Source organism: Achromobacter sp. T5-5, from assembly GCF_055397965.1.
Window position 1 is genome coordinate 4,771,349 of the sequence record NZ_AP027919.1, and the last position, 25,945, is coordinate 4,797,293.

Annotated in this window: 24 protein-coding genes; 15 read left to right on the forward strand and 9 right to left on the reverse strand. The window is 66.9% G+C overall.

Annotation, left to right across the window (positions count from 1 at the left end; translation table 11 throughout):
• Positions 1–91: 91 nt before the first annotated feature.
• The 14 genes from ACZ50Q_RS21650 (at position 92) to ACZ50Q_RS21715 (ending at position 14,725) form a co-directional block, all read left to right on the forward strand.
• Positions 92–1,081 (forward strand): malate dehydrogenase, encoded by a 990-nt coding sequence (locus tag ACZ50Q_RS21650; protein WP_076519443.1) that lies wholly within the window; start codon positions 92–94, stop codon positions 1,079–1,081.
• 199 nt (positions 1,082–1,280) lie between these two features.
• Positions 1,281–2,171: a methylisocitrate lyase gene (prpB, locus tag ACZ50Q_RS21655; protein ID WP_076519442.1), complete on the forward strand. Its 891-nt coding sequence runs from the start codon at positions 1,281–1,283 to the stop codon at positions 2,169–2,171.
• Between the two features lie 90 nt (positions 2,172–2,261).
• Positions 2,262–3,455: a bifunctional 2-methylcitrate synthase/citrate synthase gene (gene prpC / locus ACZ50Q_RS21660; protein WP_464079514.1), complete on the forward strand. Its 1,194-nt coding sequence runs from the start codon at positions 2,262–2,264 to the stop codon at positions 3,453–3,455.
• Positions 3,456–3,513: 58 nt separating this feature from the next.
• On the forward strand, positions 3,514–4,965 hold the full coding sequence (locus ACZ50Q_RS21665) for a bifunctional 2-methylcitrate dehydratase/aconitate hydratase (RefSeq protein WP_464079515.1): 1,452 nt from the start codon (positions 3,514–3,516) through the stop codon (positions 4,963–4,965).
• Between the two features lie 131 nt (positions 4,966–5,096).
• Positions 5,097–5,525 carry a CopD family protein gene (locus tag ACZ50Q_RS21670; RefSeq protein WP_172805877.1) on the forward strand — a complete coding sequence of 143 codons (429 nt, stop codon included), beginning with the start codon at positions 5,097–5,099 and terminating at the stop codon, positions 5,523–5,525.
• Between the two features lie 492 nt (positions 5,526–6,017).
• Complete coding sequence (locus ACZ50Q_RS21675) at positions 6,018–7,406, forward strand: THUMP domain-containing class I SAM-dependent RNA methyltransferase (RefSeq protein ID WP_464082026.1); 1,389 nt, start codon at positions 6,018–6,020, stop codon at positions 7,404–7,406.
• 245 nt (positions 7,407–7,651) lie between these two features.
• The gene (locus ACZ50Q_RS21680; protein WP_175493109.1) at positions 7,652–7,840 is read left to right on the forward strand and encodes a hypothetical protein; all 189 of its coding nucleotides are present in this window, start codon (positions 7,652–7,654) and stop codon (positions 7,838–7,840) included.
• Positions 7,841–7,963: 123 nt separating this feature from the next.
• Positions 7,964–8,485 (forward strand): RDD family protein, encoded by a 522-nt coding sequence (locus tag ACZ50Q_RS21685; RefSeq protein WP_464079516.1) that lies wholly within the window; start codon positions 7,964–7,966, stop codon positions 8,483–8,485.
• 148 nt (positions 8,486–8,633) lie between these two features.
• The gene (locus ACZ50Q_RS21690) at positions 8,634–9,539 is read left to right on the forward strand and encodes a DUF2167 domain-containing protein (RefSeq protein ID WP_464079517.1); all 906 of its coding nucleotides are present in this window, start codon (positions 8,634–8,636) and stop codon (positions 9,537–9,539) included.
• Between the two features lie 101 nt (positions 9,540–9,640).
• Complete coding sequence (locus tag ACZ50Q_RS21695; RefSeq protein WP_156902810.1) at positions 9,641–10,513, forward strand: UDP-2,3-diacylglucosamine diphosphatase; 873 nt, start codon at positions 9,641–9,643, stop codon at positions 10,511–10,513.
• Between the two features lie 125 nt (positions 10,514–10,638).
• Positions 10,639–12,354 carry an acyl-CoA synthetase gene (locus ACZ50Q_RS21700; protein ID WP_464079518.1) on the forward strand — a complete coding sequence of 572 codons (1,716 nt, stop codon included), beginning with the start codon at positions 10,639–10,641 and terminating at the stop codon, positions 12,352–12,354.
• 2 nt (positions 12,355–12,356) lie between these two features.
• On the forward strand, positions 12,357–12,878 hold the full coding sequence (locus ACZ50Q_RS21705) for a gamma carbonic anhydrase family protein (RefSeq protein ID WP_464079519.1): 522 nt from the start codon (positions 12,357–12,359) through the stop codon (positions 12,876–12,878).
• A gap of 74 nt (positions 12,879–12,952) precedes the next feature.
• Positions 12,953–13,882 (forward strand): Hsp33 family molecular chaperone HslO, encoded by a 930-nt coding sequence (hslO, locus tag ACZ50Q_RS21710; RefSeq protein WP_464079520.1) that lies wholly within the window; start codon positions 12,953–12,955, stop codon positions 13,880–13,882.
• A 90-nt stretch (positions 13,883–13,972) separates the two neighbouring features.
• Positions 13,973–14,725 (forward strand): TadE/TadG family type IV pilus assembly protein, encoded by a 753-nt coding sequence (locus ACZ50Q_RS21715; protein WP_464079521.1) that lies wholly within the window; start codon positions 13,973–13,975, stop codon positions 14,723–14,725.
• Between the two features lie 121 nt (positions 14,726–14,846).
• On the opposite strand, the gene ftsB is transcribed toward ACZ50Q_RS21715, so the two are convergent.
• From ftsB to ACZ50Q_RS21735, 4 genes are all read right to left on the reverse strand, one after another.
• Positions 14,847–15,275: a cell division protein FtsB gene (gene ftsB / locus ACZ50Q_RS21720; protein WP_092577876.1), complete on the reverse strand. Its 429-nt coding sequence runs from the start codon at positions 15,273–15,275 to the stop codon at positions 14,847–14,849.
• A gap of 66 nt (positions 15,276–15,341) precedes the next feature.
• Positions 15,342–16,628, reverse strand: a complete 1,287-nt coding sequence (eno, locus tag ACZ50Q_RS21725) for a phosphopyruvate hydratase (protein WP_054429546.1) — start codon at positions 16,626–16,628, stop codon at positions 15,342–15,344.
• Positions 16,629–16,632: 4 nt separating this feature from the next.
• On the reverse strand, positions 16,633–16,917 hold the full coding sequence (locus tag ACZ50Q_RS21730) for a DUF1330 domain-containing protein (RefSeq protein WP_076519431.1): 285 nt from the start codon (positions 16,915–16,917) through the stop codon (positions 16,633–16,635).
• 203 nt (positions 16,918–17,120) lie between these two features.
• Positions 17,121–18,773 carry a CTP synthase gene (locus tag ACZ50Q_RS21735; RefSeq protein ID WP_092577874.1) on the reverse strand — a complete coding sequence of 551 codons (1,653 nt, stop codon included), beginning with the start codon at positions 18,771–18,773 and terminating at the stop codon, positions 17,121–17,123.
• 215 nt (positions 18,774–18,988) lie between these two features.
• On the opposite strand from ACZ50Q_RS21735, the gene ACZ50Q_RS21740 reads away from it, so the two are divergent.
• Positions 18,989–19,987 carry a hypothetical protein gene (locus ACZ50Q_RS21740; RefSeq protein ID WP_464079522.1) on the forward strand — a complete coding sequence of 333 codons (999 nt, stop codon included), beginning with the start codon at positions 18,989–18,991 and terminating at the stop codon, positions 19,985–19,987.
• 143 nt (positions 19,988–20,130) lie between these two features.
• Here ACZ50Q_RS21740 and ACZ50Q_RS21745 read toward each other — a convergent pair whose 3' ends face one another.
• From ACZ50Q_RS21745 to gsiC, 5 genes are all read right to left on the reverse strand, one after another.
• Entirely contained in the window at positions 20,131–21,921 is a 1,791-nt protein-coding gene (locus tag ACZ50Q_RS21745; RefSeq protein WP_464079523.1) for an aminopeptidase P family protein, read from the reverse strand.
• A gap of 14 nt (positions 21,922–21,935) precedes the next feature.
• Entirely contained in the window at positions 21,936–22,769 is an 834-nt protein-coding gene (locus ACZ50Q_RS21750; protein WP_464079524.1) for a M55 family metallopeptidase, read from the reverse strand.
• Between the two features lie 19 nt (positions 22,770–22,788).
• Positions 22,789–23,883 (reverse strand): DmpA family aminopeptidase, encoded by a 1,095-nt coding sequence (locus ACZ50Q_RS21755; RefSeq protein ID WP_464079525.1) that lies wholly within the window; start codon positions 23,881–23,883, stop codon positions 22,789–22,791.
• A gap of 146 nt (positions 23,884–24,029) precedes the next feature.
• A complete protein-coding gene (gsiD, locus tag ACZ50Q_RS21760) occupies positions 24,030–24,929 on the reverse strand; it encodes a glutathione ABC transporter permease GsiD (protein WP_464079526.1) in 900 nt (299 codons plus the stop codon).
• A gap of 7 nt (positions 24,930–24,936) precedes the next feature.
• Positions 24,937–25,857, reverse strand: coding sequence for a glutathione ABC transporter permease GsiC (gene gsiC, locus ACZ50Q_RS21765; RefSeq protein ID WP_076519424.1), 921 nt, complete (start codon positions 25,855–25,857; stop codon positions 24,937–24,939).
• Between the last annotated feature and the right edge of the window lie 88 nt (positions 25,858–25,945).

The window sequence follows — 25,945 nt, forward strand, 5'->3', positions numbered from 1 at the left end:
GCAGAGCGGCCGTGCACGCGCTGATTCCCGCGCCCAACGATTACACTGATTGGTGAGATCCATTCTCGCCAAACCATTACGGAGAACGTTCATGTCCAAGCCTGCCTTGCGTGTCGCCGTCACCGGCGCCGCCGGCCAAATCGGTTACGCACTGCTATTCCGCATCGCCTCGGGCGAAATGCTGGGTAAAGATCAACCCGTCATCCTGCAACTGCTGGAAATCCCCGACGAGAAAGCGCAAAAGGCCCTGAAGGGCGTCATCATGGAACTGGATGACTGCGCCTTCCCGCTGCTGCAGGAAGTCACCGCGCACAGCGACCCGCGCACCGCGTTCAAGGACGCCGACGTGGCCCTGCTGGTTGGCGCCCGTCCCCGCGGCCCGGGCATGGAACGCAAGGACCTGCTGTCGGTCAATGCCCAGATCTTCACGGCCCAGGGCAAGGCCCTGAACGACGTCGCCAGCCGCAACGTCAAGGTTCTGGTCGTCGGCAACCCCGCCAACACCAACGCCTACATCGCCATGAAGTCGGCGCCGGACCTGCCGGCCAAGAACTTCACCGCCATGCTGCGCCTGGACCACAACCGCGCCCTGTCGCAACTGGCCGCCAAGTCTGGCAAGGCCGTCGCCGACATCGAAAAGCTGGTCGTGTGGGGCAACCACTCGCCCACCATGTACCCCGACTACCGCTTCGCCACGGTCGGCGGCGAATCGCTCGCCAAGCTGATCAACGACGACGCCTGGAACCGCGACACGTTCATCCCCACCGTGGGCAAGCGCGGCGCCGCCATCATCGAAGCCCGTGGCCTGTCCTCGGCCGCTTCGGCCGCCAACGCCGCCATCGACCACGTCCGTGACTGGGTCCTGGGCAGCAACGGCAAGTGGGTCACGATGGGCATCCCGTCGGACGGCTCCTACGGCATCCCCGAAGGCATCATCTACGGCGTGCCGGTCATCACCGAAAACGGCGAGTACAAGCGCGTCGAAGGCCTGGAAATCGACGCCTTCTCGCGTGAGCGCCTGGACTTCACGCTGAAAGAGCTCCTCGAAGAGCGCGACGGCGTCAAGGACCTGCTGAAGTAAGCAGCGCGCAGTAAAGGTTTGGGCCCGTTCATGCGGGCCCATTCCTTAAGCGGGACCGGAATACGCGGTCCCGCGCCCTCGGCAGTACCGGCAAATACACCTGTCTCATTGCCCAGCCACAACCGATTGTCGTGCAGGGGACAGATTTATTTTTCGGACCCACGCTAAGGTCGTGGGCGACCAAGAACAGGAGACAACCATGTCCAGACCCGAATCGCCCGGCGCCCTCTTTCGCCGCGCGCTCGCCGAAGAGCATCCCCTGCAGATCATCGGCGCCATCAACGCGAACCACGCCCTGCTGGCCAAGCGCGCCGGCTACCGCGCCATCTACCTGTCCGGCGGCGGCGTCGCAGCCGGCTCGCTGGGCCTGCCCGACCTGGGCATCAACACCATGGACGACGTCCTGACCGACGTGCGCCGCATCACCGACGTGTGCGACGTGCCGCTGCTGGTGGACATCGACACCGGCTTCGGGCCGTCGGCATTCAACATCGCCCGCACCGTCAAGAGCCTGATCAAGTTCGGCGCCGCCGCCTGCCACATCGAGGACCAGGTCGGCGCCAAGCGCTGCGGCCACCGTCCGGGCAAGGAAATCGTCACCACCGAGGAAATGGCCGACCGCGTGAAGGCCGCCGCCGACGCGCGCACCGACAGCGATTTCTACCTGATCGCCCGCACCGACGCGATCGCCTCGCACGGCGTGGACGCCGCCATCGAGCGCGCGCTGGCCTGCGTGGAAGCGGGCGCCGACGCGATCTTCGCCGAAGCCGCCTACGACCTGCCCACCTACGACCGCTTCGTCAAGGCAGTCAAGGTGCCGGTGCTGGCCAACATCACCGAATTCGGCAAGACCCCGCTCTTCTCGGTCGAAGAACTCAAGAGCGTGGGCGTGGGCATGGTGCTCTATCCGCTGTCCGCCTTCCGCGCCATGAACAAGGCCGCCGAGGCCGTCTACACCGCCATCCGCCGCGATGGCCACCAGAAGAATGTGGTCGACCTGATGCAGACGCGCGAAGAGCTCTACGACCGCATCGGCTATCACGAATTCGAATCCAGACTGGATGCGCTCTTCCAGAAGGGCAAAGCGTAATCCCGCAACGACCAGGCCACGCCGCGGCAGACCCGCGGCGTGGCCCGCCACCCATTGCATCGTCCATCGCGTAAGGAAAGGAGTAGAGACATGAGCACGGTTCCCAAGAAGCAAGAAGCCAAGTCGGACGCCAAGCCGGAAGAAAAAGCCGGTTTCAAGCCCAAGAAGTCGGTTGCGCTGTCCGGCGTGGTCGCGGGCAACACCGCACTGTGCACCGTCGGCCGCAGCGGCAACGACCTGCACTACCGCGGCTATGACATCCTGGACATCGCGCACACCAGCGAGTTCGAGGAAATCGCCCACTTGCTGGTCCATGGCAAGCTGCCCAACAAGGCCGAACTGAAGGCCTACAAGGAAAAGCTGCGCAGCCTGCGCGGCCTGCCCACGCAGCTTCAGATCGCCCTGGAAGCCCTACCCGCCGCCAGCCACCCGATGGACGTCATGCGCACGGCCGTGTCGGTGCTGGGCTGCGTGCTGCCCGAAAAGGACGACCACAACACCCCGGGCGCGCGCGACATCGCAGACCGCCTGATGGCCAACCTGGGTTCGGCCCTGCTCTACTGGTACCACTACAGCCACAACGGCCGCACCATCGACGTGCAGACCGACGACGACAGCATCGGCGGCCATTTCCTGCACCTGCTGCACGGCGAAAAGCCCAGCGACGAATGGGTCAAGGCGATGCACATCTCCCTGAACCTGTACGCCGAGCACGAATTCAACGCGTCCACGTTCACGGCCCGCGTCATCGCCGGCACCGGTTCGGACATGTTCTCGGCCATCTCCGGCGCCATCGGCGCCCTGCGCGGCCCCAAGCACGGCGGCGCCAACGAAGTGGCCTTCGAGGTGCAGAAGCGCTACGAGACGCCCGAAGAAGCCGAGGCCGACATCCGCCGCCGCGTCGAAGCCAAGGAAGTCATCATCGGCTTCGGCCATCCGGTCTACACGGTCTCCGATCCGCGCAACAAGGTCATCAAGGAAGTCGCCAAGAAGCTGTCCAAGAAGGCCGGCACGACCAAGATGTTCGACATCGCCGAACGCCTGGAAACCGTCATGTGGGACGTCAAGAAGATGTTCCCCAACCTCGACTGGTTCTCGGCCGTGAGCTATCACATGATGGGCGTGCCCACCGCCATGTTCACCCCGCTGTTCGTCATCGCGCGCACCGCGGGCTGGTCGGCCCACATCATCGAGCAGCGCATCGACAACAAGATCATCCGCCCCACCGCCAACTACGTGGGTCCGGAAGACCAGAAGTTCGTGCCCATCGACAAGCGCAAGTAAGACGGGATCGAGGGCGCGTCATGGCCACCTGTATCCACTTTCCGAAAGAGGTACCGCGATGTCTGCCCCGATCTCCAACGTACGTCCCGATCCCGACCAGGTCCTGGCCGACATCGCGGACTACGTTCTCAACTACGAAATCCGCAGCGAGCTGGCGTACGAAACCGCGCGCAACTGCCTGATCGATACGCTGGGCTGCGGCCTGGAGGCGCTGGAATATCCGGCGTGCCGCAAGCTGCTGGGCCCGGTCGTGCCGGGCACCGTGGTGCCCCATGGCGCCAAGGTGCCCGGCACGCAGTTCCAGCTCGATCCGGTCCAGGCCGCGTTCAACATCGGCGCGATGATCCGCTGGCTGGATTTCAACGACACCTGGCTGGCCGCCGAATGGGGCCACCCGTCCGACAACCTGGGCGGCATCCTGGCCACGGCCGACTGGCTGTCGCGCACGGCGGCCGCTTCAGGCAAACCGCCGCTGTCCATGCGCGACGTGCTGACCGGCATGATCAAGGCGCACGAGATCCAGGGCTGCATCGCGCTGGAAAATTCCTTCAACAAGGTCGGCCTGGACCACGTGGTGCTGGTCAAAGTGGCCTCTACGGCCGTCGTCGCGCAGATGCTGGGCCTGACCCGCGACGAAGTGATCAATGCAGTGTCGCTGGCCTGGGTCGACGGCCAGAGCCTGCGCACCTACCGCCACGCGCCCAACACCGGCAGCCGCAAGAGCTGGGCGGCCGGCGATGCGACCAGCCGCGCGGTGCGGCTCGCGCTCATCGCGCGGACCGGCGAAATGGGCTACCCCTCGGTGCTGACGGCCAAGACCTGGGGCTTTTACGACGTGCTCTTCAAGGGCCAGCCATTCAAGTTCCAGCGTCCCTACGGCAGCTACGTGATGGAGAACGTGCTGTTCAAGATCTCGTTCCCCGCCGAGTTCCACGCGCAGACCGCGGTGGAATGCGCCATGCAGATCCACGACCGGCTCAAATCGCTGGGCAAGACCGCGGACGACATCGCGCAGATCCGCATCCGCACGCACGAAGCCTGCATCCGCATCATCGACAAGAAGGGTCCGCTGGACAATCCCGCCGACCGCGACCACTGCATCCAGTACATGGTGGCCGTGCCGGTGCTGTTCGGCCGCCTGACCGCCGCCGACTACGAAGACGACGTCGCGCAGGATCCGCGCATCGATGCGCTGCGCGACAGGATCGTCTGCGTCGAGGACCCGGCCTACACCAGCGACTATCACAACCCGGCCAAGCGCTCGATCGCCAATGCGCTCACCGTGCAATTCAAGGACGGCACCGCGCTGGACGAAATCGTCTGCGAGTACCCCATCGGCCACAAGCGCCGCCGCCCAGAGGGCATACCGCTGCTGGAAGCCAAGTTCCGCACCAACCTGGCCCGCGTATTCCCGGCGCGCCAGCAGCAGCGCATCCTCGCCGCCTCGCTGGACCAGCAGACGCTGGAGGCGATGCCGGTCCACGAATATGTGGATCTGTATGTGATCTGAGGGGTGCCTGACACCCTTGGCACATCCACCCAGGCTGACGCCCGTCTCCCACGGGCGTCAGACACCGGGTGCATTGGCTGGCGCACGCCCCTGGAGGCTTACAATGCGGCTTTCCTCGATCGGATCGCGCCATGGCCATGCTCTGGGTCAAGACTTTTCACATCGTCTTCATCGCTTCCTGGTTTGCCGGCCTGTTCTACCTGCCGCGCATCTTCGTGAACCTGGCGCAGCAGTCGGACCAGGCCGTCCAGGCGACGCTGCTCGGCATGGCGCGCCGCCTGTATCGTTTCACCACCATCCTGGCCGTCGTGGCCATCATCTTCGGGATGTGGCTGTACCTGGGCTACCGCATCGGCGTGGGCCCCGGCAACGGCTGGATGCACGCCAAACTCTTTTTCGTGCTGCTCGTCATCGGCTACCATCACGCCTGTGGCCTCATGCTACGCAAATTCGAACAGGGCAAGAACACCCGTTCGCACACGTTTTATCGCTGGTTCAACGAAGTTCCCGTCTTGCTGCTCTTGGTGGTGGTGGCGCTGGTCGTCGTCAAACCCTTCTGATACCCCTACCTTTGCACATTCGCCAGGATTCGTATGTCCTCTGATGAACAGGACCGCCCGCGCAAGACGCTGACGATCAAGAAAACGGCCCGCGACGCCCACGCCGAAGGCACGGCCAAGCGCACCCGCACCGGCGCGCGCGCGCGCCTGGTTGCGCAGATCGAGCGCAGCCGCGAAAACATCGAACGCCAGAAAGACCCCGTCGGCTACCAGCGGCGCCAGGAAGAAGAAGCCCGCGGCGCGCGCAAATCCCCGGCCGGCGGCCGCGGCGACAGCGCACGCGGTCCGGCAGGCCGCGCCGGCCAGCCCGAACGCAGTCGCTCCGAACGCAGCCAAGGCGAACGTGGGCAGTACGCGCGCGGACAGGGCGAACGCGCCCCGGCGGATCGTCCCGCACCCCGCCGCGGCGCGTCCGACGCGGGCCGCGGGGACTCGGCGCGCGACGCAGCGCCCGGCTCGCGCTCGGGGCGCCCCCCGCAGCGCGCCCCGCGCCTGCGCGACGACCAATACATCGCCCCGGCCACGCCGGCCGGCCGGTTCTACGATCCCTTCGAGGACGACGGCCCCGCGCCGGAATTCGCGCCGGAGCCGGACTACGCGGACGAACCGGCCTTTGCCAGGGATGCCGACGCCTCGCGCGCGCCCGCCTACGCCGAGGACGCCGACACCTTCCGCGAGCCCGCCGCGCCACGGATCGAAACCCGCACCCGCCGCCCCCGCGAGCCGCGCCAGGCCGAGATCTTCACGGTCTTCGCTCCCTGCCCGCAGGGCCTGGAAGAGGCGCTGACCGCCGAAATGCAGGCGCTCGGTTACGAAGATGCCAAGGCCGGCCGGGCGGGCTGCTCGTTCACGTCCGACTGGTCCGGCATCCAGCGCGCCAATCTGTATTCGCGCCTGGCCACGCGCATCCTGGTGCAGGTGGCGCACGCCGAGATCTCGCACGAAGACGACATCCTGGACCTGGCGCGCGACACCCCCTGGGAACGCTGGTTCGGCGCCGAACAGACGCTGCGCGTGGACACCTCGGCCATCAAGAGCCCGGTGCAAAGCCTGCAGTACTGCAACCTGCGCGCCAAGGACGGCATCTGCGACCGGCTGCGCGAACTCGAAGGCGAACGTCCCAGCATCGACACGGTGCGCCCGGACGCCCGCGTGCACCTTTTCCTGACGGGCCATACCGCCACGCTGTACCTGGACACCTCGGGCGAGTCCCTCTTCAAACGCGGGTGGCGGCTGGACAAGGGCGAGGCGCCGCTGCGTGAAAACCTGGCGGCCGGCATGCTGGCGCTGGCCGGGTGGGACCCCGCCGCGCCGCTGCTGGACCCCTTCTGCGGCTCCGGCACCATCCTGATCGAAGGGGCCTGGATCGCCCTGGGCGTGCCGCCCGGCATTTCCCGTCCGTTCGGTTTCGAGCGCCTGCGCGATCACGACGCCTATCGCTGGCGCGACCTGAAGGAAGACGCCCGCGCCCGCATCCTGCCGCAACTCGAAGCCCCGCTGGTCGGCTACGACCTGAATCCGCAGGCCATCGAGTACGCCCGCAACAACGCCGAACGCGCCTGGCTGACCGCCGATTCCATCCGGTTCGAAGTCGGCGACGCCCGCAATGTGACGGCGCCCGCCGACCACGGCTGGATCGTCACCAATCCGCCCTACGGCGAACGCATGGGCGCCGAACAGGATCCCGACCTGTGGCGCGAATGGGCCACGTGCCTGAAGCACAATTTCGCGGGATGGGAACTGCACGTCATCACCAGCGACCTGACGCTACCCAACCAGATGCGCCTGAAGCCCAAACGCCGCATCCCGCTGCACAACGGCGCGCTGGACTGCCGCCTGTTCGGCTTCGAACTGGTGGCCGCGGGCTACCGCGACGCCTGACCGTCGCCCCCGGGGCGGCAACCGCATTCCTCGAACGTAGGGGCGGCGCGTTGTAAAAGCGCCGCAACATGACGCCCCTATCTTTGCTCATGGTCCCCGGCCGCGCGGTTTTGGGGCATCATCAGCACCAAGGTGTTGCCAAGTTGCACCAGCGTGCACCCACCGCTTGCATAGTTTCAGGGTAAACCCCTATAATTCGGGTTATCCCTAGTAGCAAACAACTGTGCAAGCCCGTGGAGGCTATTGTGATCAACGCGAACAACACCATCCGCCTGACCGACGAACTCGAGCGTCAACTGATGCTCCAGGCTATTGAAGAACAATTCCGTCCGCACCCGATGCGGGCGTTGGCTGCAGGCCTGCGCAAGCTGGCCCACGGCATCAAGGCCCTGGCTGGCAAGACGAGCGCCAAGAACGCGCATTCCGCTGCCTGATCATGGCCCAGGCCCTCGGGCCTAAAGATTTTCCCCTTGGGGGCTGCATAGCCCCTTTTATAGACCCGCCCTTACCGGCGGGTTTTTTTTCGTCCCTCGCCGATTTATGGATAATACCGGTCCATGACCGACGCCCCCCTCGACCAGACCCCCAATCGGCTGCGCCGATTCGCCTGCATGATGTACGAAGCCGTGCTGCTGTTTGGCGTGGTGTTCCTGGCGGGCTACCTGATGGATACGCTGACCCAGAGCAGGAATGCCCTGGAGCTGCGGGCGGCCAGGCAGGCCTGGTTGTTCGTGGCGATCGGCGCCTATTTCGTCCTGTGCTGGCGCCGCCGCGGCCAGACGCTGCCCATGAAGACATGGAACATCCGGCTGGTGGACCGCCATGGCAACACGCCGTCCACCGGCTTGCTGGTCCTGCGCTACCTTCTCGCGTGGCCGCTGGTGCTGGCGGGCGCGGCCGTGGTCTGGGCGGCCGCCGCCGCCACGGGCTGGCCCTCGGTGGACATGTTCATCGTCGCGGCGCCCTTCACCATTTTCATCTGGTCCTGGCTGGATCCCGACGGGCAGTTCCTGCACGACCGGATCCTCGGGACGCGGCTGCGCAACGCGCCGCAGGCAAAGGGCAAAAACGCCCGCTGAAGGCATTGCCGCGCCCGGGCGGCGCCCTTCCGGACACATCCCGTTTCACGCCCGCGCGGCGCTTGTGACGTTGGGTGAGTGTTCAGAAAGATGACAGGCGACCGCCAAGACAATGAGGCCCCATTTAACTGACGGCTTCACTCTCCCCATGCGCGCACTCATTACCCGCCTGTCGCTGGCCTTCGCCAGTGCGCTGTTGCTCCTGCCCGCCGGCGCGTCCGCCCAGAACGCATCGGCCCAGCAAGAAATCGAACTGGCGACCAAAGCCGCTTTTGCCGCGGCGCTGCAAGGCCCCACCGATGTCACCCTTGGCGACCAGGCAACCCTGAAACTGCCGCCAAGCATGTTCTTCGTGCCGCGCACGCAGGCCGAACGGCTGATGCAGGCCTATGGCAACGGCAAGGACCCGTCGCTGCTGGGCGTGGTGATGCCCAAAAGCGATGACGAGGACTGGGTGGTCACCGTCAATTTCGACAAGGCCGGCTACATCAAGGACGACGACGCCCGGAACTGGAACGTCGGCGAGTTGCTGGACAGCCTGCGCGAGGGCACGGAAGCGTCCAATGAGGAACGCAGGAAGCGCGGATTCCCGGAACTGACGGTCGACGGCTGGGTGGAAGCGCCCAGGTACGACAGCACCACGCAGCGCCTCGTCTGGTCCGTCGCGGCCAAGCACAAGGACGCCGGGGCGCAAGACGACGCCACGGTCAACTACAACACCTACGCCCTGGGGCGGGACGGCTACATCACGCTGGACCTCATCACCGAAAAGGGCAACGTACCCACGGACAAAGCCGCCGTGCTCGCGCTGCTGGACAACCTGAAATACGTCGAAGGCAAGCGCTACGCGGACTTTGACGCCTCCAGCGACAAGGTGGCCGAGTACGGGCTGGCAGCCCTGGTGGCGGGCGTGGCGGCCAAGAAGCTGGGGTTGTTCGCGGTGATCGCCGCTTTCCTGGCCAAGTTCGCCAAGGCCGGCATCCTGGCGGCGGCCGTCCTGGGCGGCGCCGTATGGAAACGGATCAAGGGCAAAAAAGCCACCGGACAGTCCTGATCCGGCCGGCCAGGCGGCGCGCGGGCGCCGCCGCCGGCCGTCACAACTACGTCACGGATTCGTCACGCGCGCGTCATCGCGCGATGGTCTCATTCCCAAGCATGACCACAGCCCACAGGGACGCGACCGTGAACGACATCCAACCCACGCACTGGCGCGCCCTCTGGATTTCCGATATTCACCTGGGCACTGCCGGGTGCAAGGCGGAATTCCTGCTCGATTTCCTGGATCACAACGATTCGGACACCCTCTACCTGGTCGGCGACATCGTCGACGGCTGGCAATTGCGCAAGCACTGGCACTGGCCCCGGGCGCACAACGACGTGGTGCAGCGCATCCTGCGCAAGGCGCGCAACGGCACGCGCGTGGTGTTCATCCCCGGCAACCACGACGAGTTTGCCCGGGAATTCGCGGGCTTTGCCTTTGGCGACATCGAGGTCCTGGACGAGGACGTGCACGTCACGGCCAAGGGCCTGCGCCTTTTGGTGCTGCACGGCGACCAGTTCGATGGCGTCATCCAGCACAGCCGCTGGCTGGCGCACCTGGGCGACGGGCTCTATCAGCTTGCGCTGTGGATCAACCACCATTTCAACCGGCTGCGCCACCGGCTGGGCCTGCATTACTGGTCGCTGTCCCAGTACCTGAAGCACAAGGTCAAGAACGCGGTGTCTTTCATCACCGACTTCGAGGAAGCCCTGGCGGGCGAGGCCCGCCGGCGCGGTCTGGACGGCGTGGTCTGCGGCCACATCCACAAGGCCGAACTGCGCGACGTGGGCGGCATCCTGTACTGCAACGACGGCGACTGGGTGGAAAGCCTGTCGGCCCTGGCGGAAACCCACGACGGCCAGCTCCAGCTCCTGGACTGGGCGGTGATGCAGGCCGAACGCCAGCGCGATCCGGCCAACCGCCCCCCACGATCCCTGACGCTGCCCGCCCTGCCCTCGGCGCTGCGGCGCCAGGGCAAATACCCGTGATAACCCGTATGCGTCCCCGTTACGCAACGGGTATATTGCAGTTCACGCCCCTCTAGGTCATGCTTGCAACTGGGTAACGGGCGTCATGGCCCGTTCACGCTGCAACATGCTCACAACATAGGGCCATGAACGACCAATATCAGGCGCTCTACCAAACATTCCGCTGGCTGGTGCCCACCCAGTTCAACATCGCGGAAGCGTGCTGCCACCGCTGGGCATCCAGTAGTCCGGATGCGCGGCGCATTGCCATCTACTACGAAGATGAATCCGGCAACCGCGAGGTCTGGACCTTCGCCCGCCTGGCGGAGGCCGCCAATCAACTGGCCAACGGCCTGGTGAAAATGGGCGTGGGCCGGGGCGACCGGGTCGGTGTGGTATTGGGACAACGCCCTGAGACGGTGGTCGCGCACATGGCCATCTACAGCGTCGGCGCCGTGGTGTTGCCCCTGTCGGCGCTGTTCGGCCCCGAGGCGCTCCAGAGCCGCCTGTGCGATGCCGAAGCCCGCGTCGCCATCGTCGATCATGCCTCCAGCGCCAACCTGCTGTCGGTCAGCGACAACTGTCCGGCGCTGCAGCAGGTCATCGGCATCGGCTTTGCCGACGAGCGCGTCCTGCCCTGGCGCAGCCTGCTTGCCCGGCAACCCAACGAATTCAGGGCCGTGCCGACCCGCTCCTCGGACCCGGCCATCCTGCTCTATACCTCCGGCACCACGGGCGCCCCCAAGGGCGCGCTGCTTCCCCACAGCGTGCTGATTGGCAACCTGCCGGGCTTCGTCGCCTCGCAGGACTGGTTTCCCAAGCCCGCCGACGTGTTCTGGTCGCCCGCCGACTGGGCCTGGACCGGCGGCATGATGGATGCGCTGCTGCCCACGCTGTACTTCGGCCACCCCATCGTCGGCACGCGCGGGCGCTTCTCGGTCGAGCGCGCTTTCGAGCTGCTGGAGCGCTACCAGGTCACGAACACGTTCCTCTTCCCCACCGCCCTCAAGATGATGATGAAGGCGGTGCCCGAACCTCGCCAACGCTACCAGCTTGCCCTGCGCGCCATCATGAGCGCGGGCGAAAGCGTGGGCGAAACGGTGTTCGACTGGTGCCGGAACGCGCTGGGCGTGACGCCCAACGAGATGTTCGGCCAGACCGAAATGAACTACGTGGTGGGCAACAGCAACAAGCGCTGGCCCGCCAAGCCCGGCTCCATGGGCCGGCCGTATCCGGGCCACAACGTGGCCGTGCTGGACGACGAAGGCGTCCCCGTCGCCGCCGGCGGGACGGGCGAGATCGCCGTCAACCGCCTCGACATTCACGGCTTTCCCGACCCGGTGATGTTCCTGGGCTACTGGCGCAACGAGCCCGCCACGCAGGCCAAGTTCAAGGGCGACTGGTGCCTGACGGGCGACCTCGCCACGGTCGATGAAGACGGCTACCTCTGGTACGCCGGCCGGGCCGACGACGTGTTCAAGTCGGCCGGCTACCGGATCGGCCCGGGCGAAATCGAAAGCTGCCTGGTCGGACACCCGGCCGTCGCCAATGCCGCGGTGGTGCCCAAGCCGGACGCCGAGCGCGGAGCGCTGGTCAAGGCGTACGTCGTACTGACCCCGGAATTCGCGCAGCGCGACCGCGCTGAAATCACCGAGAATCTGCAGGAACACGTGCGCGAGCGCCTGGCGCCCTACGAGTACCCCAAGGAAATCGAATACGTGGACGAATTGCCCATGACCACCACGGGCAAGATCCAGCGGCGCATCCTGCGCCAGCGCGAGGAAGAACGCGCGCAGGCAGTTGTGCCCACGACAGACGTTGGAGCGCCCGTTGCCGCCCCGGCGCGGCAAACGGAGACCTAGGCATGGCCATCTACCAACTCAACGACCTCATCCCGCGCATCGACCCGCATGCCTACGTGGCCGACAGCGCCGACATCATCGGCAACGTGACGCTGGAAGCCGGGGTCAGCATCTGGTCGCAGGTGTCGATCCGGGCCGATAACGACGCCATCGTGATCCGCCAGGGCACCAACATCCAGGAATCCAGCGTCCTGCACGTCGATGCCGGCTGTCCGATGACCATCGGCCCGAACGTCACGGTCGGGCACCAGGCCATGCTGCACGGCTGCACCATCCATGAGGGCGCCCTGGTCGGCATGCAGGCCATCGTCCTGAACAATGCGGTGATCGGGCGCAACTGCCTGATCGGCGCCGGCGCCATCATTCCCGAAGACCGCGTCATTCCGGACAACTCCCTGGTGATCGGCATCGGCAAGATCGTGCGGGAGCTCTCGGAAGAAGAAATCGCCAATCTGCACAAGAACACCGCCCACTACGTGGCGCGCGGCCAACAGTACAAGACGGCCCTGAAGCGGCTGGCCTGATCCGCCCCGGCGAACGCCCCAACCCCTGCTGCCAGCAGGGGGAATACCCTCCTCCGATCGGCTAACATTCCTTTATGACCGATCAGCTCAAAAAATACCTCACCGAAGACCGCAGCGTCCGCGTGCAAGCGGTTCGCATGTCTGCCACCTGGAAGGCCGTCCAGGCCAACCACGACTATCCGCCAGCCATCACCCATCTCCTGGGAGAACTGGTGGCCGCTTCCACGCTGCTCGCCGCCAACATCAAGTTCGACGGCTCGCTGGTGCTCCAGATCCAGGGCGACGGCCCCATCGCCCTGCTGGTGGTGGAATGCCGCTCCGACCTCAGCCTGCGCGCCACCGTCAAGATGCGCGAAGGCCATGACGTGCCCACCGACGGCAACATGCAGAGCCTGCTCAACCCCGGCGGCAACGGGCGGTTCATCGTCGTGCTGGACCCGCAGCGCAAGCTGCCGGGCCAGCAGGCCTACCAAGGCATCGTGCCCCTCGAGGGCGAGACCGTCGCCCAAGCCTTGCAGCACTACATGAAGGCCTCCGAGCAGCTCGACACCCGCCTGTGGCTGTCCGCCGACGCCGACCATGTCGCGGGCATGCTGCTGCAGCGGCTGCCGCACCATGGCGGCGCCGATGCGCAGGTGCTGAGCGAACAGGCCGCCACCGAGACCTGGGAACGCCTCGGCGCCCTGGCTGGCACCCTCAAGCGCGACGAGATGCTGGAAGCCGACATCGACACGCTGATTCACCGCCTGTTCTGGGAAGAGACGCTCGTCGCCTTCGAACCGCAGCCGGTGAGCTGGCACTGCCCCTGCACCCGCGAACGCGTGGCCAACATGCTGCGCTCGCTGGGCCAGGAAGAGGTCAACAGCATCCTGGCCGAGCGCGGGCAGGTCGACGTGGCCTGCGATTTCTGCGGCAAGCCTTACGAGTTCGATGCCGTGGACTGCGCGGCGCTGTTCTCCGCCAACCAGCCGGCTGCCGGAGAGCAGCCTCCCACCGTGCACTGATCGGCCTGGCGGCAAGCCCGCCGAGCCGTTTTCGTCACGCCGGTTTGTCCTCATCGACAGGCGGTCATGGGCGCGCCACACTGCGCAGCCATGACCGCCTTTGTTTTTGCTCCCTTTCCTCGCCCCGCCAGCCGGCACCGTGGCGCCGCCGCCATCGAATTCGCGGTGGCGGGCGTCATCGTGCTGCTGCTGGGCCTGCTGGCGGTCGAGGCCGCCCGCTGGCACGCCGCGCGCCAGATGGCGCTTCTGGCGCTGACGGAGGCGGCGCGCGCCGGCGCCACCGGTCATGCCGACCCGGCCCGGATGCGGTCGGCGTTTCTTCTGGCGCTCCTGCCGCTGCATGCGGACGCCGACGGGCAGGCGGGCGCAACGCGCCGGCTCGACGACGCGATGGCCGAACTGCGGGCGCTGACCGGGTCGGACCCCTGGCGTATTGAAGTGCTGCTGCCGGACGACCGCTCGTTCCGCGAGCACGCGCGGCCCGGCTTGAAGGTGCCCGCGGCGCCCGGCCTGCCGGCCATCGACAACGACTACCAGGACCTGCAGCACGCGCGCCGCCCGCCCCGCCCCGGCGGGCAGGACATCTTCCGCGCCAACACCCTGAAGCTGCGCCTGACCTACCTGCACAAGCCGTTGCTGCCGGCGCTGCGGGCACTGCTGGCCGTGCTGGGTCGGCAGGACGACAGCTACGCCGGCCACGCGCAGACCAAGGGCCTGTTGCCCATCGTGGTCGAGCTGGAGCAGGAGATGCACTCGCATCCCGTGGACTGGGCCCGCAGGAGGCCGCATCCGCCAGGGGTGGTCTATGGAGCGTGCCGACGCAAACAGTGCGATCCGGAATGAATCGCGGCGCCGCGACCGGGCCAGGCGGACGATCCGCGGGATGTCGGGCCGGGGGCAAGCGCCGGCCGCGGCTGGGGTCGATGCCCAGCGTCGGCGGCGCCAGGGAAATGCGCGCCCGGCCTCAGTGGCGGGCGGCGGTGTTGGAAGTCGTGGCGCCGTTGGCGGCGGGCCGGGCAGGCGCGGCCGACGCGGGCCGGGCGGCCGGTGCGGCGGCGCGTGCCGGCGCGGGCTTGGGCGCGGTCTCGGCGGACAGCGAGGCACCGGCAGGCGGCTGGGTATTTTGCGGAAGGATGTGCACGAACACTTCCCCTTCGCGCATCATGCCCAGTTCCCCGCGCGCCCGCTCCTCGATGGCGCCGGAACCGCCTTCCAGATCCCGCACTTCGGCTTCAAGCGCGGCGTTGCGCGCGCGCAGGCCTTCATTGGTCTCGCGCTGCTCGGCCACCTGGCGTTGCAGATCCCAGACCTTGAACCACCCGCCCTTACCCAGCCAGAGCGGGTATTGGATCAGGCCTAGCAGCACGAACAGCACCAGGAACAGCAGGCGCATACGCGGGAACCTCAGCAGTCGTGGCGTGGATGCGGCCCGGGCTGGGTGCCGGGGCCGCGCTTCTTATCAACGCAGGTTGTAGAAGGCTTCCAGGCCAGGATACGACGCGACTTCAGCCAATTCCTCTTCGATGCGCAGGAGCTGGTTGTACTTGGCCATGCGATCCGAGCGCGACAGCGAGCCGGTCTTGATCTGCATGGCGTTGGTCGCCACGGCGATGTCGGCGATGGTGGAGTCTTCGGTTTCGCCCGAACGGTGCGACACGACGGCGGTGTAGCCGGCGCGCTTGGCCATTTCGATGGCGGCGAAGGTTTCCGTCAGGGTGCCGATCTGGTTGATCTTGATGAGGATCGAGTTGGCGACGCCCTTCTGGATGCCTTCACGCAGGATCTTGGTGTTGGTGACGAACAGGTCGTCGCCCACCAGTTGCACCTTCTTGCCGAGCTGGTCGGTCAGCAGCTTCCAGCCTTCCCAGTCGTTTTCGGCCATGCCGTCTTCGATGGAAATGATGGGGTACTTGTCGCACCACGTGGCCAGCAGGTTGGTGAATTCCTGCGAGGACAGCGAAATGCCGCCTTCGCCGGCCAGCGTGTACTTGCCGTCGCGGTAGAACTCGGAGCTGGCGCAGTCCAGGCCCAGGGCGATCTGCGTGCCCGGCTCGTAGCCGGCTTCGGTGATGGCCTTGAGGATGAGCTGGATGGCGGCCTCGTGGCTGGGCACGTTGGGCGCGAAACCGCCCTCGTCGCCCACGGCGGTGGACATGCCCTGGCCGTGAATCAGCTTCTTGAGCATGTGGAAGACTTCAGCGCCCCAGCGCAGGGCTTCGCGGAAGCTGCCCGCGCCCACCGGCAGGATCATCAGTTCCTGCAGGTCGAGCGTGTTGTTGGCGTGCGCGCCGCCGTTGATGACGTTCATCATCGGGACGGGCATGCTCATGGGGCCGCTGCCGCCGAAATAGCGGTACAGGGACAGGCCCGATTCGTCGGCGGCGGCGCGGGCCACGGCCATGCTGGCCGCCAGGATGGCGTTGGCGCCCAGGCGTTCCTTGGATTCGGTGCCGTCCAGTTCGATCAGCGTGCGATCGACGAACGTCTGTTCCTGGGCGTCCAGGCCCATCAGGGCTTCGGAGATTTCCGTATTCAGGTTTTCAACGGCGCGCAGCACGCCCTTGCCCAGATAACGGCCCTTGTCGCCGTCGCGCAGCTCGATGGCTTCGCGGGCGCCGGTGGATGCGCCGGACGGCACGGCCGCACGGCCCATGGCGCCGGATTCCAGCAGCACATCGCATTCCACGGTGGGGTTGCCGCGCGAATCCAGAATCTCGCGGCCGATGATGTCGACGATTGCACTCATGACTTTACATTCCCTGAACGATAAACATATTCATGACGGCCGCGCCTTCGCGGGCATTGCGGGCACGGCGGTACTGCCAGGAGTCGTAGAACGCCTGGGCCGCGGCCATGGACGGAAATTCCATGACGACGGTGCGGCCGGGTTCACGCCCCTCGAGGTGCTTGGACTCGCCGCCGCGCACCAGGACCTTGGCATCGTACGCGCGCATGGCGAGCGTGGACAGGCGCTTGTAGTCTTCGTACTGCGCGGGCTTGGTCACATTGACGTCGGCGATGAGATAGGCACTCATGGGGTTCCTTCAGAGCAGTTGCGTTGATTTCGGTCTGGCGCCGGATACGGCGCCGCCGCCAGTGTCGCGCAAGGCGCACGGGCGACGCATATCCGATGCTAATCGGTTGTATCCGAAAGAAGCGCCGCCGTATAGGGCGGCGCTGGGAAATCGGCCCGCGGCCCCGAGGATCCGCTTACGGAACTCGAGGCCGCGGACACGCATCAGGCCTCCTGGCCGCGGCGAGCCTTCTGCTCGATGGCGGCGCGGATGTAGCTGGAGAACAGCGGATGGCCGTCGCGCGGGGTGGACGTGAACTCCGGGTGGAACTGCACGCCCACGAACCACGGGTGGTTGGGCAATTCCATCATTTCCGGCAGGTTCTCGGACGGGGTGCGGGCGCTGATCACCATGCCGGCTTCTTCAAGGCGCGGCACGTAGACGTTGTTGACCTCGTAGCGGTGACGGTGACGCTCGTTCACCTCGTCGCCGTAGATGGCCTGCGCGCGGGTGCCGGCCTTGATCGGCACGCGCTGCGCGCCCTTGCGCATGGTGCCGCCCAGGTCGGACGTCGTGTCGCGCTTTTCGACCTTGCCTTCGCGGTCCATCCACTCGGTGATGAGGGCGACGACCGGATGCGGCGCGGAGGGATCGAATTCCGTGCTGTTGGCGCCGCCCAGGCCGGCGACGTGGCGCGCGAACTCGATGACGGCCAACTGCATGCCCAGGCAGATGCCCAGGTAGGGCACGCCGTTTTCACGGGCGTAGCGGATCGCGGCGATCTTGCCCTCGGTGCCGCGCTTGCCGAAGCCGCCCGGAACCAGGATGGCGTCCAGGTGCTTGAGCTGGTCGGTGCCGCGGGTTTCGATGTCTTCCGAGTCGATGTACTCGATGTTGATCTTCGAGCGCGTGTGGATGCCGGCGTGGACCAGCGCTTCGGTCAGCGACTTGTACGACTCGGTCAGGTCGACGTACTTGCCGACCATGCCGATGGTGAGCTGGTGCTCGGGGTGTTCCAGCGCCTCGACCAGGTTGTCCCACATGGACAGGTCGGCCGGCGGCGGGGTCAGGCCCAGGGCCTCGCACACGATGTTGTCCACGCCCTGCTTGTGCAGCATGGCGGGGATTTTGTAGATGGAGTCGGCGTCCCAGACGGAGATGACCGCGTCCAGGGGCACGTTGGAGAACATCGAGATCTTGGCGCGCTCGTCGTCCGGAATGGGACGGTCGGCGCGGCACAGCAGCGCGTTCGGGTAGATGCCGATCTCGCGCAGCTTCTGCACCGAATGCTGCGTGGGCTTGGTCTTCAGTTCGCCGGCGGAGGCGATGAAGGGCACCAGCGTCAGGTGGACGAAGGCCGCGTTGTTGCGGCCCATGCGCAGGCTCATCTGGCGAGCGGCTTCGAGGAACGGCAGGGACTCGATGTCGCCCACCGTGCCGCCGATCTCGACGATGGCAACGTCGGTGTTGCCATTCCAGCCGGCTTCGGCGCCACGGGCGATGAAGTCCTGGATTTCGTTCGTGATGTGGGGAATCACCTGGACGGTCTTGCCCAGGTAGTCGCCACGGCGCTCCTTGCGCAGCACGGATTCGTAGATCTGGCCGGTGGTGAAGTTGTTCACCTTGTGCATGCGAGCGGAAATGAAGCGCTCGTAGTGGCCCAGGTCCAGGTCGGTCTCGGCGCCGTCTTCCGTGACGAACACTTCACCATGCTGGAACGGGCTCATCGTGCCCGGATCGACGTTGATGTAGGGGTCGAGCTTCAGCATGGTTACCTGCAAACCACGCGACTCAAGGATGGCGGCAAGCGACGCGGCGGCGATGCCCTTGCCCAGGGAAGACACCACACCGCCGGTGACAAATACGTATTTGGTCATCGTAATGAGCGCCCGGGACGAGCGGGCGCGTGCGGGAAATTTGGATTATAGCCGGGCGAGACGACTTGTTTGGGTTTTCCCCTAGCGCCCGTTGCGTAACATTTGAATGCACACGACACGTCCCCGCGGCGCGGCGTCGGCGCGGACGTGCTATGGTCGCTCCCTGTTTTCAGCCGCTGCCGTTTGCCAGCGCCCCCTGTTCATACGCCGCGCCGATGACCGACCTCGCCCGTCCCGCTCCTTCCCTCGCCTGGCGCATCGCCGTCGCCGCCGTGCTGCTGCGGCTGGCGTACACCGCGCTCGTGCAGGCCTATTCGCTGATGGGGCCTTCGCCCTACCTGGACCAGATCCGGGAAAGCTTCACGCAGCCCCCGGTGCTGGCCCCGCTGCTGGCCAACGTGGCGTCCACCCTGCTGATCGTCGGCGTGGCGGCCTGGGGCGCGACGCGCCATTGGCTGGCGCGCCACAACGCCAGCGCCGTCGACCAGCCGGGCAGGCTGCTCGGCACGTTTCTCGCCCTGCAGGCCCTTTACACGCTGTGCCTGACGAGCGGCGTGGCCATCGCGCAGAATGCGATGCTGGCGACGCTGATCAAGAGCGGATCGCTGCTGGAGACATGGTTCGGGCTGGACATCACCGGACGGTTCATCGCGATGAATCTCCTGATCCGCGTCGTCACCGTCCTGCTGGACATCATCGGGATCTGCCTGGCGCTGCGCATCGCGGCCTGGACGGCCGCCCCCGCCGGACCGCCCGGCAGCCCGGCCATGACGCGGCGCGACGTCGCCTGGATTTGCGGCCTGACCGTCCTGGCGTGGCAGACGAGCGTGTCGATCATCCTGGGCGGCTATCTGCAGATGCAGACGCTGGACGCAGGCTGGGCGCAGTACGCGCTGGGCTACTGGGTGCTGCCCGTGTTCCTGCTGGCGCTGACCGTGCTGGTCTGCCTGAAGGTGCTGCCGCGTCCCCTGGAACGCCCCGGCATCGGCCGCGCCGTGGCGCTGGGCAGTGTTGCGTTCTGGTTCGCCCAGGCGTTGGGCATCGGACTGGGCCTGAGCGTGCTGATGTCGATGACCTGGAACCAGCTCGCCTGGGCGGCCCAATCGCACGCCGCGGCCGGCCTGTCCCTGCTGGCCTACGGCGCGCTGCTGGCGCTGGGCTGCCTGGTGGCCGCACGCTGGCTCCACCGCCGCGACGGGGCGGCGGCACGGTAAACGGGGCCGCGCGCCCCGCCACGCAAAAGGCCGCGGCGCCATGCCCCGCGGCCTTCTTTTTTGGGCCGGCGTATCGGGAGGCCGGCGCTTCCGGCGGCCGGCGCTTCCGGCGGCCGGCGCTTCCGGCGGCTCCTGGCGCGACGTCAGATCGCGGCGCAGCGGCGCGTCAGCCAGTCCAGCGCCTCGCCCTCGACCAGCGGCGACAGGCGCTCGAACACCGTCTTGTGATAGTCGTTCAGCCAGTCGATCTCGTCCTCGCGCATCAGCGAAGGTTCGATGCAGCGCGTGTCGATCGGGCACATCGTCAGCGTTTCGAAGCAGAGGAATTCGCCCAGCTCCGAGGTCAGCCAGCTGCGGTTGGCGACGAGATTCTCGATGCGCACGCCCCAACGGCCCGGCCGGTAGATGCCCGGCTCGTTCGAGGTGATCATGCCCGGCTCCATGGCCGTGTGCGGACCCGGCATCGCGCGGTACGAAATGACCTGCGGGCCTTCGTGCACATTCAGGAAATAGCCCACGCCGTGGCCGGTGCCGTGGCCGTACTCCGCGCCGCCTTCCCAGATGGGCGCGCGGGCGATGGCGTCCAGCATGGGCGACGGCGTGCCGCGCGGGAACGACGCGCGCGACAGCGCGATCATGCCCTTGAGCACCAGCGTGAAATCGACCTTCTGGTCCGGGCTGGGCGTGCCGACGGCCACCACGCGGGTGATGTCGGTGGTGCCGCCCAGGTACTGGCCGCCCGAATCGATGAGCAGCAGGCCATCGCCTTCGATGGTGGCGTGCGAGTCCCGCGTGGCGCGGTAATGCGGCATGGCGCCGTTGGCGTTGAAGCCCGCGATGGTGGCGAAGCTGGGGCAGACGTAGGCCGGCCGGCGGGCGCGCGCGGCCGTGATTTTTTCGTCGATGGTCAGTTCGGTGATGGTTTCCTTGCCCAGCGCGCCCTCGAACCAGGCGAAGAACTCGCACAGCGCCGCGCCGTCCTGCGCCATCGCCTGGCGCACATTGGCAAGCTCCGCGTCCGTCTTGCGGGACTTCAGCAGGGTGGACGGATTGATGGCTTCCACGCGCGGCACGGCCGGATCCATGGCATGGAACACCCCGCAGGTCACGCGGGCCGGATCGATCAGCAGCTTCTGGTCCAGCTCCAGCGAGGCCAGCGCGTCCGCGGCCTGCGCGTAGTCCGCGACTTGCACGCCGTCGGCGGCCAGGATGGCGCACAGGGCGTCGTCGATCTTGCCGTCCGCCACGAACAGGGTCGCGTGATCCAGGCCCACCAGCGCGTGGGCGACAAAGACCGGGTTGTAGTCCACGTCCGCGCCGCGCAGGTTGAACAGCCACGCGATGTCGTCCAGCGTGGAAATGAAATGCACGTCGGCGCCGTGCGCGCGCATGGCCTCGCGCACCTGGGCCAGCTTGTCGGCGCGGGTCACGCAGGCCTCGGGGGCCACGTGTTCGTAGATCGCCGCTTGCGGCAGGCCCGCGCGATCCGCCCAGACCTCGTCCAGCAGGTCCTCGCGGATCTCCAGCGCGGCGCCGGACGCGGCCGCGGCGGCGGACAAGGCACGGAAAGCGCCCAGGCCCAGCACCTGGCCATCCACGCCGATGACGTCGCCCGCCTTCGTGTTGGCGGCCAGCCAGTCCACGTGGCCCGGCGTCGTGGCCAGCGCGATCTTCATCAATTGCACGCCCGTGCCCGCGAGCTGCGCTTCGGCCTGCACCCAATAGCGGCTGTCCACCCACAGGCCGGCGAAGTCGGCCGTCACCACCAGCGTGCCCACCGACCCCGTGAAGCCCGACAGCCAGCGCCGCCCCTGCCAGCGGGCCGGCAGGTACTCGGACAGGTGCGGGTCCGAGGACGGAACGATGTAGGCGGTCAGGCCGCGGCGGCTCATGGCCTGCCGCAGTTGGGCAATACGGGCGTCGGTGCTAGACATGGGAGGAAGGATCCTTAGCGCAACATGAAAGACATGGCGGCCAGGCTGTTCAACGTGCGGACGGCGGACTGCATGCTGTCCGTGGTGAACCGCAAGGTGACGCCGTCCACGCGTTCCAGCGTGGGCCACATGCAGAACAGGTCGGCCAGCGCCGCGCTCTGCGTCTGCAACCGGCATTCTATAGGGGCGGGAATGCGGAACGGAACGGCTTTTTCGGGACCGCCGCGCTTGAAGTTACGGACCGCGGCTTCGGCGGCCGCGGCGATCGCGCGGCGGGACGCGGCGGGCGACAGCGTCACGCCGCTGCCCTGCCCGTGCGCGACCTTGGTCTGCACCCACTCGGCGCCGGGAAAGGTGGCGCGGGTTTCCTCGATGAACACGTCATCGCCGGTGCCCAGGATGACGGGCACGCCCAGCTCGCCGGCCAGCGCGCCGTACAGGCCCGCTTCGCCCAGTTCCATGCCGTTGATGACGACGCGCGCGAACGCGAAGCTGTTGATCGTGTGGGCCAGGATGCCGCGGCCCTGCGAGCGCGAGTGGTAGCCGATCATGAAGACGGCGTCGCAGCCCTCTTCCAGCCCGCCCATCATGCCCAGGTAGCGCGGCTTGCCCAGCACCAGGCGGGCGCGTTCGTCCAGGCCGTCGGGCAGCAGGTTGCGAAAGCCGCCATGCGAGTCGTTGACCAGGATCTCTTCCGCCCCGCCGGCGATGGCGCCTTGCACGGCCGCGTTGGCCTCGGCGGTCATCCAGGCGCGGGCGCGCTCGTATTCGCCGTTGCCGGCGCGGACCTGCTCGGGGTGGAAGACGCCGGCGACGCCTTCGATATCGGTGGAAATCAGGATCTTCATGAGTTGGCCTTCAGGATATTCAGAATTCGGTAGCGGACAGCCACTGGCGCCAATCGGGCGCGGCATGGCGGATGGACTCGCGGTGATGGCCGTCGCGGCCGGTCACGCTTTCTGCGTGCCATAGCGCGGCAATGATGGCTTGCTCGCAGGACTCGGCGGCGGCTTCGAACAGCGGATCGATGCGGGCCTCGTGCAGCATGGCAATCGCGGGCATGGGCGACTCGGCCAATTGCGGAATCGTGTACGCCGTGGAAAACGCCAGCGCGATGTCGCCGCTGCCGTGCCCGAACACCGAGCCGGTGCGCGCCAGGCCCGCGCCAGCGCGCAGCGACAGACGGCGCAACTGGCGCGAATCCAGCGGCGCGTCGGTCGCCACCAGCAGGATGATCGAGCCCTTCTCGGGCGCGATCACGGCGTTCTCGCCCTGCTGCGCAAGCCCTTGGTCAAGCTGGCTCGCCAGACGGCGGCCGAACGGCCTGCCCGCCACCGTCAGGTTGGGCAGGCGGCCGAAGTTCGACAGCACCAGCGCGCCCACGGTGTACTGCGGCCCGTCCTTGATCTGCGCCACGCGCGAGGCCGAGCCGATGCCGCCCTTGAACGAGAAACTGGACATGCCGCGGCCGGCGCCCACGGCGCCCTGCGCGAACTGCTTGCCGGCGGCGGCCAGCGCCGCGGCGTAATGGGATTCCTGGACTGCCAGCGCCTGGATATCGTTCAGGTAGCCGTCGTTGCACTCGAAGACCAGCGGATTCACGGTGGCCATGCCGCGGCCGATGCCGGGGTTGGCGGAGACCGCCGCGCGGATCTGCGCATTGGCCACGGTGCCCACGCCGAACGTGTTGGTCAGCCCGATCGGCGTTTCCAGCACGCCCAGTTCCTGCACCTGAACCAGGCCGGTGCTCTTGCCGAAGCCGTTCAGCACGGTGGCCGCGGCCGGCGTCTTGTCCAGAAAGGCATCGCCGCCATGCGTGCGTACGACGGTCACGCCGGTCTGCAGCGGGCCCTCGGCCAGCGTGCAATGCCCAACGGTGACGTCACCCACGTCGCAGATCGAGTCCAGCGGCCCTGACGGCAGTACGCCGATACGCGGAATGTCCAGCGCTTGTTTGTCCATGTTCGTCTACGTGTCGCCACGCTCAAGAATGCAAAACGCCGCCACCCTGGGTCCGGGACACGCGCGGGCAAGCGCGTGGCGGACGGAGGCGGCGGCGGAAAAATCGCCCTCCACGCCGGCCCTCGTGGGAGGCTCCGGCGGCAGGTTTACTTGCGGTCGATCTTGGGGTCCAGCGCGTCGCGCAGGCCGTCGCCCAGCAGGTTGAACGCCAGCACCGTCAGGAAGATGGCCAGCGCCGGGAAGATCGCGACGTGCGGCGCGATGACCATGTCGGCGCGGGCTTCGTTCAGCATGGCGCCCCACTCCGGCGTGGGAGGCGAAGCGCCCATGCCCAGGAACGACAGGCTGGCGGCGGTGATGATCGAGGTGCCGATCCGCATCGTGCCGTACACCACGATGGGCGAGATCGTGCCGGGCAGGATGTGGCGCATGATGATCGTCCAGTCGGACGCGCCCACGCTTTTCACGGCTTCGACGTAGGTCATCTGCTTGATCGACAGCGTGTTGCCGCGCACCAGGCGGGCAAACGCGGGCACGCTGAACACGGCCACGGCGACGATCACGTTGACCATGCTGGAACCCAGGATGGCGACCACGCCGATGGCCAGCAGCATGCCGGGGAAGGCCAGCAGCACGTCGGAGATGCGCATCGTGATGCGCTCCCACCAGCCTTCGTAGTAGCCCGCCATCAGGCCCATGAAGGTGCCGACGATGGCGCCCATGGCAACCGACAGGAAGCCGGCGGCCAGCGAGATGCGCGCGCCCATGATGATGCGGCTGAAGATGTCGCGACCCAGCGAGTCCACGCCCAGCCAGTGGGTCAGGGACGGGCCGGCGTTCAGCGCGTCGTAGTCGAAGAAGTTCTCCGGGTCGAACGGCACGATCCACGGCGCGAAGACCGCGACGATGACCAGCAGCAGGACGAAGAGGCCCGCGCCCACGGCGAGCTTCTGCTTCTTGAACTTGCGCCAGAACTCGGTGGCGGGCGTGCGCACGTCGTTCTTGGGAACGGCGGCAATGGTCGCGGCGGGTGTCGTATTGCTCATGGCCGCCTCACTTGTAACGGATGCTGGGATTGATGACGCCATAGAGCACGTCGACAATCAGGTTGATCAGGATGAATTCCAGCGAGAACAGCAGCACGAGGCCCTGGATCACCGGATAGTCGCGCTGGGTCACGGCGTCCACCAGCAGGCGGCCGAGGCCGGGCCAGTTGAACACGGTTTCGACCACGATCGAGCCGCCCAGCAGGAAGCCGAACTGCAGGCCCATCATGGTCACGACGGGAATCAGCGCGTTGCGCAGCGCATGCTTGATGATGACGCGGCGCTCGGACAGCCCCTTGGCGCGTGCGGTGCGCACGAAGTCCTCTTGCACGACTTCAACGAACGACGCCCGCGTGAAGCGCGCCATCACGGCGGCCACGGCGGCGCCCAGCGTGATGGAAGGAAGAATGTAGTGTTGCCAGGTGGAAGCGCCCACGGTGGGGAGCCAGCCCAGGTTCACCGAGAAGATCTGCATCAGCATCATGCCCAGCGCGAACGCGGGGAACGAGATGCCGGACACCGCCAGCGTCATGCCGAGGCGGTCGGGCCAGCGATTGCGCCATACCGCCGACACGATGCCGATGACCATGCCAAAGACCACGGACCACACCATGCTGGCGATCGTGAGCCACAAGGTGGGCATGAAGCGGTCGGCGATTTCGGTCGAGACGGGGCGCTTGGTGCGCAGCGAGGTCCCGAGGTCGCCTTGCAGCATGTGGCTGAAATAGCGCACGAACTGCTGCGGCAGGGGCTGATCCAGCCCGAGTTCCTTGCGCACGAGTTCGACGGTCTGCTGGTCGGCCTCGGGGCCCGCGGCCAGTCGCGCCGGGTCGCCCGGAAGCATGTGCACAAACAGGAACACGACCACGGCTACCAGCAGCAGCGTGGGGATCATGCCCAAAAGACGTTTGACGATGTAGGTCAGCATTGAAATTCCTGCAACATCGGCGGGGACACCGCGCCCCCGCCGTATGTGGCCTTACAAGGGCCCGTGGGCCCCGAGAGTTACTGCTTGG

Excerpts from the sequence above, each read along its gene's own strand:
- ACZ50Q_RS21695 (WP_156902810.1), top strand. The coding sequence starts at position 9,641 with ATGACCACAGCCCACAGGGACGCGACCGTGAACGACATCCAACCCACG.
- ACZ50Q_RS21745 (WP_464079523.1), bottom strand. The coding sequence starts at position 21,921 with ATGTCTAGCACCGACGCCCGTATTGCCCAACTGCGGCAGGCCATGAGC.
- ACZ50Q_RS21670 (WP_172805877.1), top strand. The coding sequence starts at position 5,097 with ATGGCCATGCTCTGGGTCAAGACTTTTCACATCGTCTTCATCGCTTCC.
- ACZ50Q_RS21730 (WP_076519431.1), bottom strand. The coding sequence starts at position 16,917 with ATGAGTGCCTATCTCATCGCCGACGTCAATGTGACCAAGCCCGCGCAG.
- ACZ50Q_RS21755 (WP_464079525.1), bottom strand. The coding sequence starts at position 23,883 with ATGGACAAACAAGCGCTGGACATTCCGCGTATCGGCGTACTGCCGTCA.
- ACZ50Q_RS21650 (WP_076519443.1), top strand. The coding sequence starts at position 92 with ATGTCCAAGCCTGCCTTGCGTGTCGCCGTCACCGGCGCCGCCGGCCAA.
- ACZ50Q_RS21665 (WP_464079515.1), top strand. The coding sequence starts at position 3,514 with ATGTCTGCCCCGATCTCCAACGTACGTCCCGATCCCGACCAGGTCCTG.
- hslO (WP_464079520.1), top strand. The coding sequence starts at position 12,953 with ATGACCGATCAGCTCAAAAAATACCTCACCGAAGACCGCAGCGTCCGC.
- gsiC (WP_076519424.1), bottom strand. The coding sequence starts at position 25,857 with ATGCTGACCTACATCGTCAAACGTCTTTTGGGCATGATCCCCACGCTG.
- ACZ50Q_RS21705 (WP_464079519.1), top strand. The coding sequence starts at position 12,357 with ATGGCCATCTACCAACTCAACGACCTCATCCCGCGCATCGACCCGCAT.
- ACZ50Q_RS21685 (WP_464079516.1), top strand. The coding sequence starts at position 7,964 with ATGACCGACGCCCCCCTCGACCAGACCCCCAATCGGCTGCGCCGATTC.
- gsiD (WP_464079526.1), bottom strand. The coding sequence starts at position 24,929 with ATGAGCAATACGACACCCGCCGCGACCATTGCCGCCGTTCCCAAGAAC.
- ACZ50Q_RS21750 (WP_464079524.1), bottom strand. The coding sequence starts at position 22,769 with ATGAAGATCCTGATTTCCACCGATATCGAAGGCGTCGCCGGCGTCTTC.
- ftsB (WP_092577876.1), bottom strand. The coding sequence starts at position 15,275 with ATGCGCCTGCTGTTCCTGGTGCTGTTCGTGCTGCTAGGCCTGATCCAA.
- ACZ50Q_RS21715 (WP_464079521.1), top strand. The coding sequence starts at position 13,973 with ATGACCGCCTTTGTTTTTGCTCCCTTTCCTCGCCCCGCCAGCCGGCAC.
- prpB (WP_076519442.1), top strand. The coding sequence starts at position 1,281 with ATGTCCAGACCCGAATCGCCCGGCGCCCTCTTTCGCCGCGCGCTCGCC.
- ACZ50Q_RS21690 (WP_464079517.1), top strand. The coding sequence starts at position 8,634 with ATGCGCGCACTCATTACCCGCCTGTCGCTGGCCTTCGCCAGTGCGCTG.
- ACZ50Q_RS21735 (WP_092577874.1), bottom strand. The coding sequence starts at position 18,773 with ATGACCAAATACGTATTTGTCACCGGCGGTGTGGTGTCTTCCCTGGGC.
- ACZ50Q_RS21740 (WP_464079522.1), top strand. The coding sequence starts at position 18,989 with ATGACCGACCTCGCCCGTCCCGCTCCTTCCCTCGCCTGGCGCATCGCC.
- eno (WP_054429546.1), bottom strand. The coding sequence starts at position 16,628 with ATGAGTGCAATCGTCGACATCATCGGCCGCGAGATTCTGGATTCGCGC.
- prpC (WP_464079514.1), top strand. The coding sequence starts at position 2,262 with ATGAGCACGGTTCCCAAGAAGCAAGAAGCCAAGTCGGACGCCAAGCCG.
- ACZ50Q_RS21700 (WP_464079518.1), top strand. The coding sequence starts at position 10,639 with ATGAACGACCAATATCAGGCGCTCTACCAAACATTCCGCTGGCTGGTG.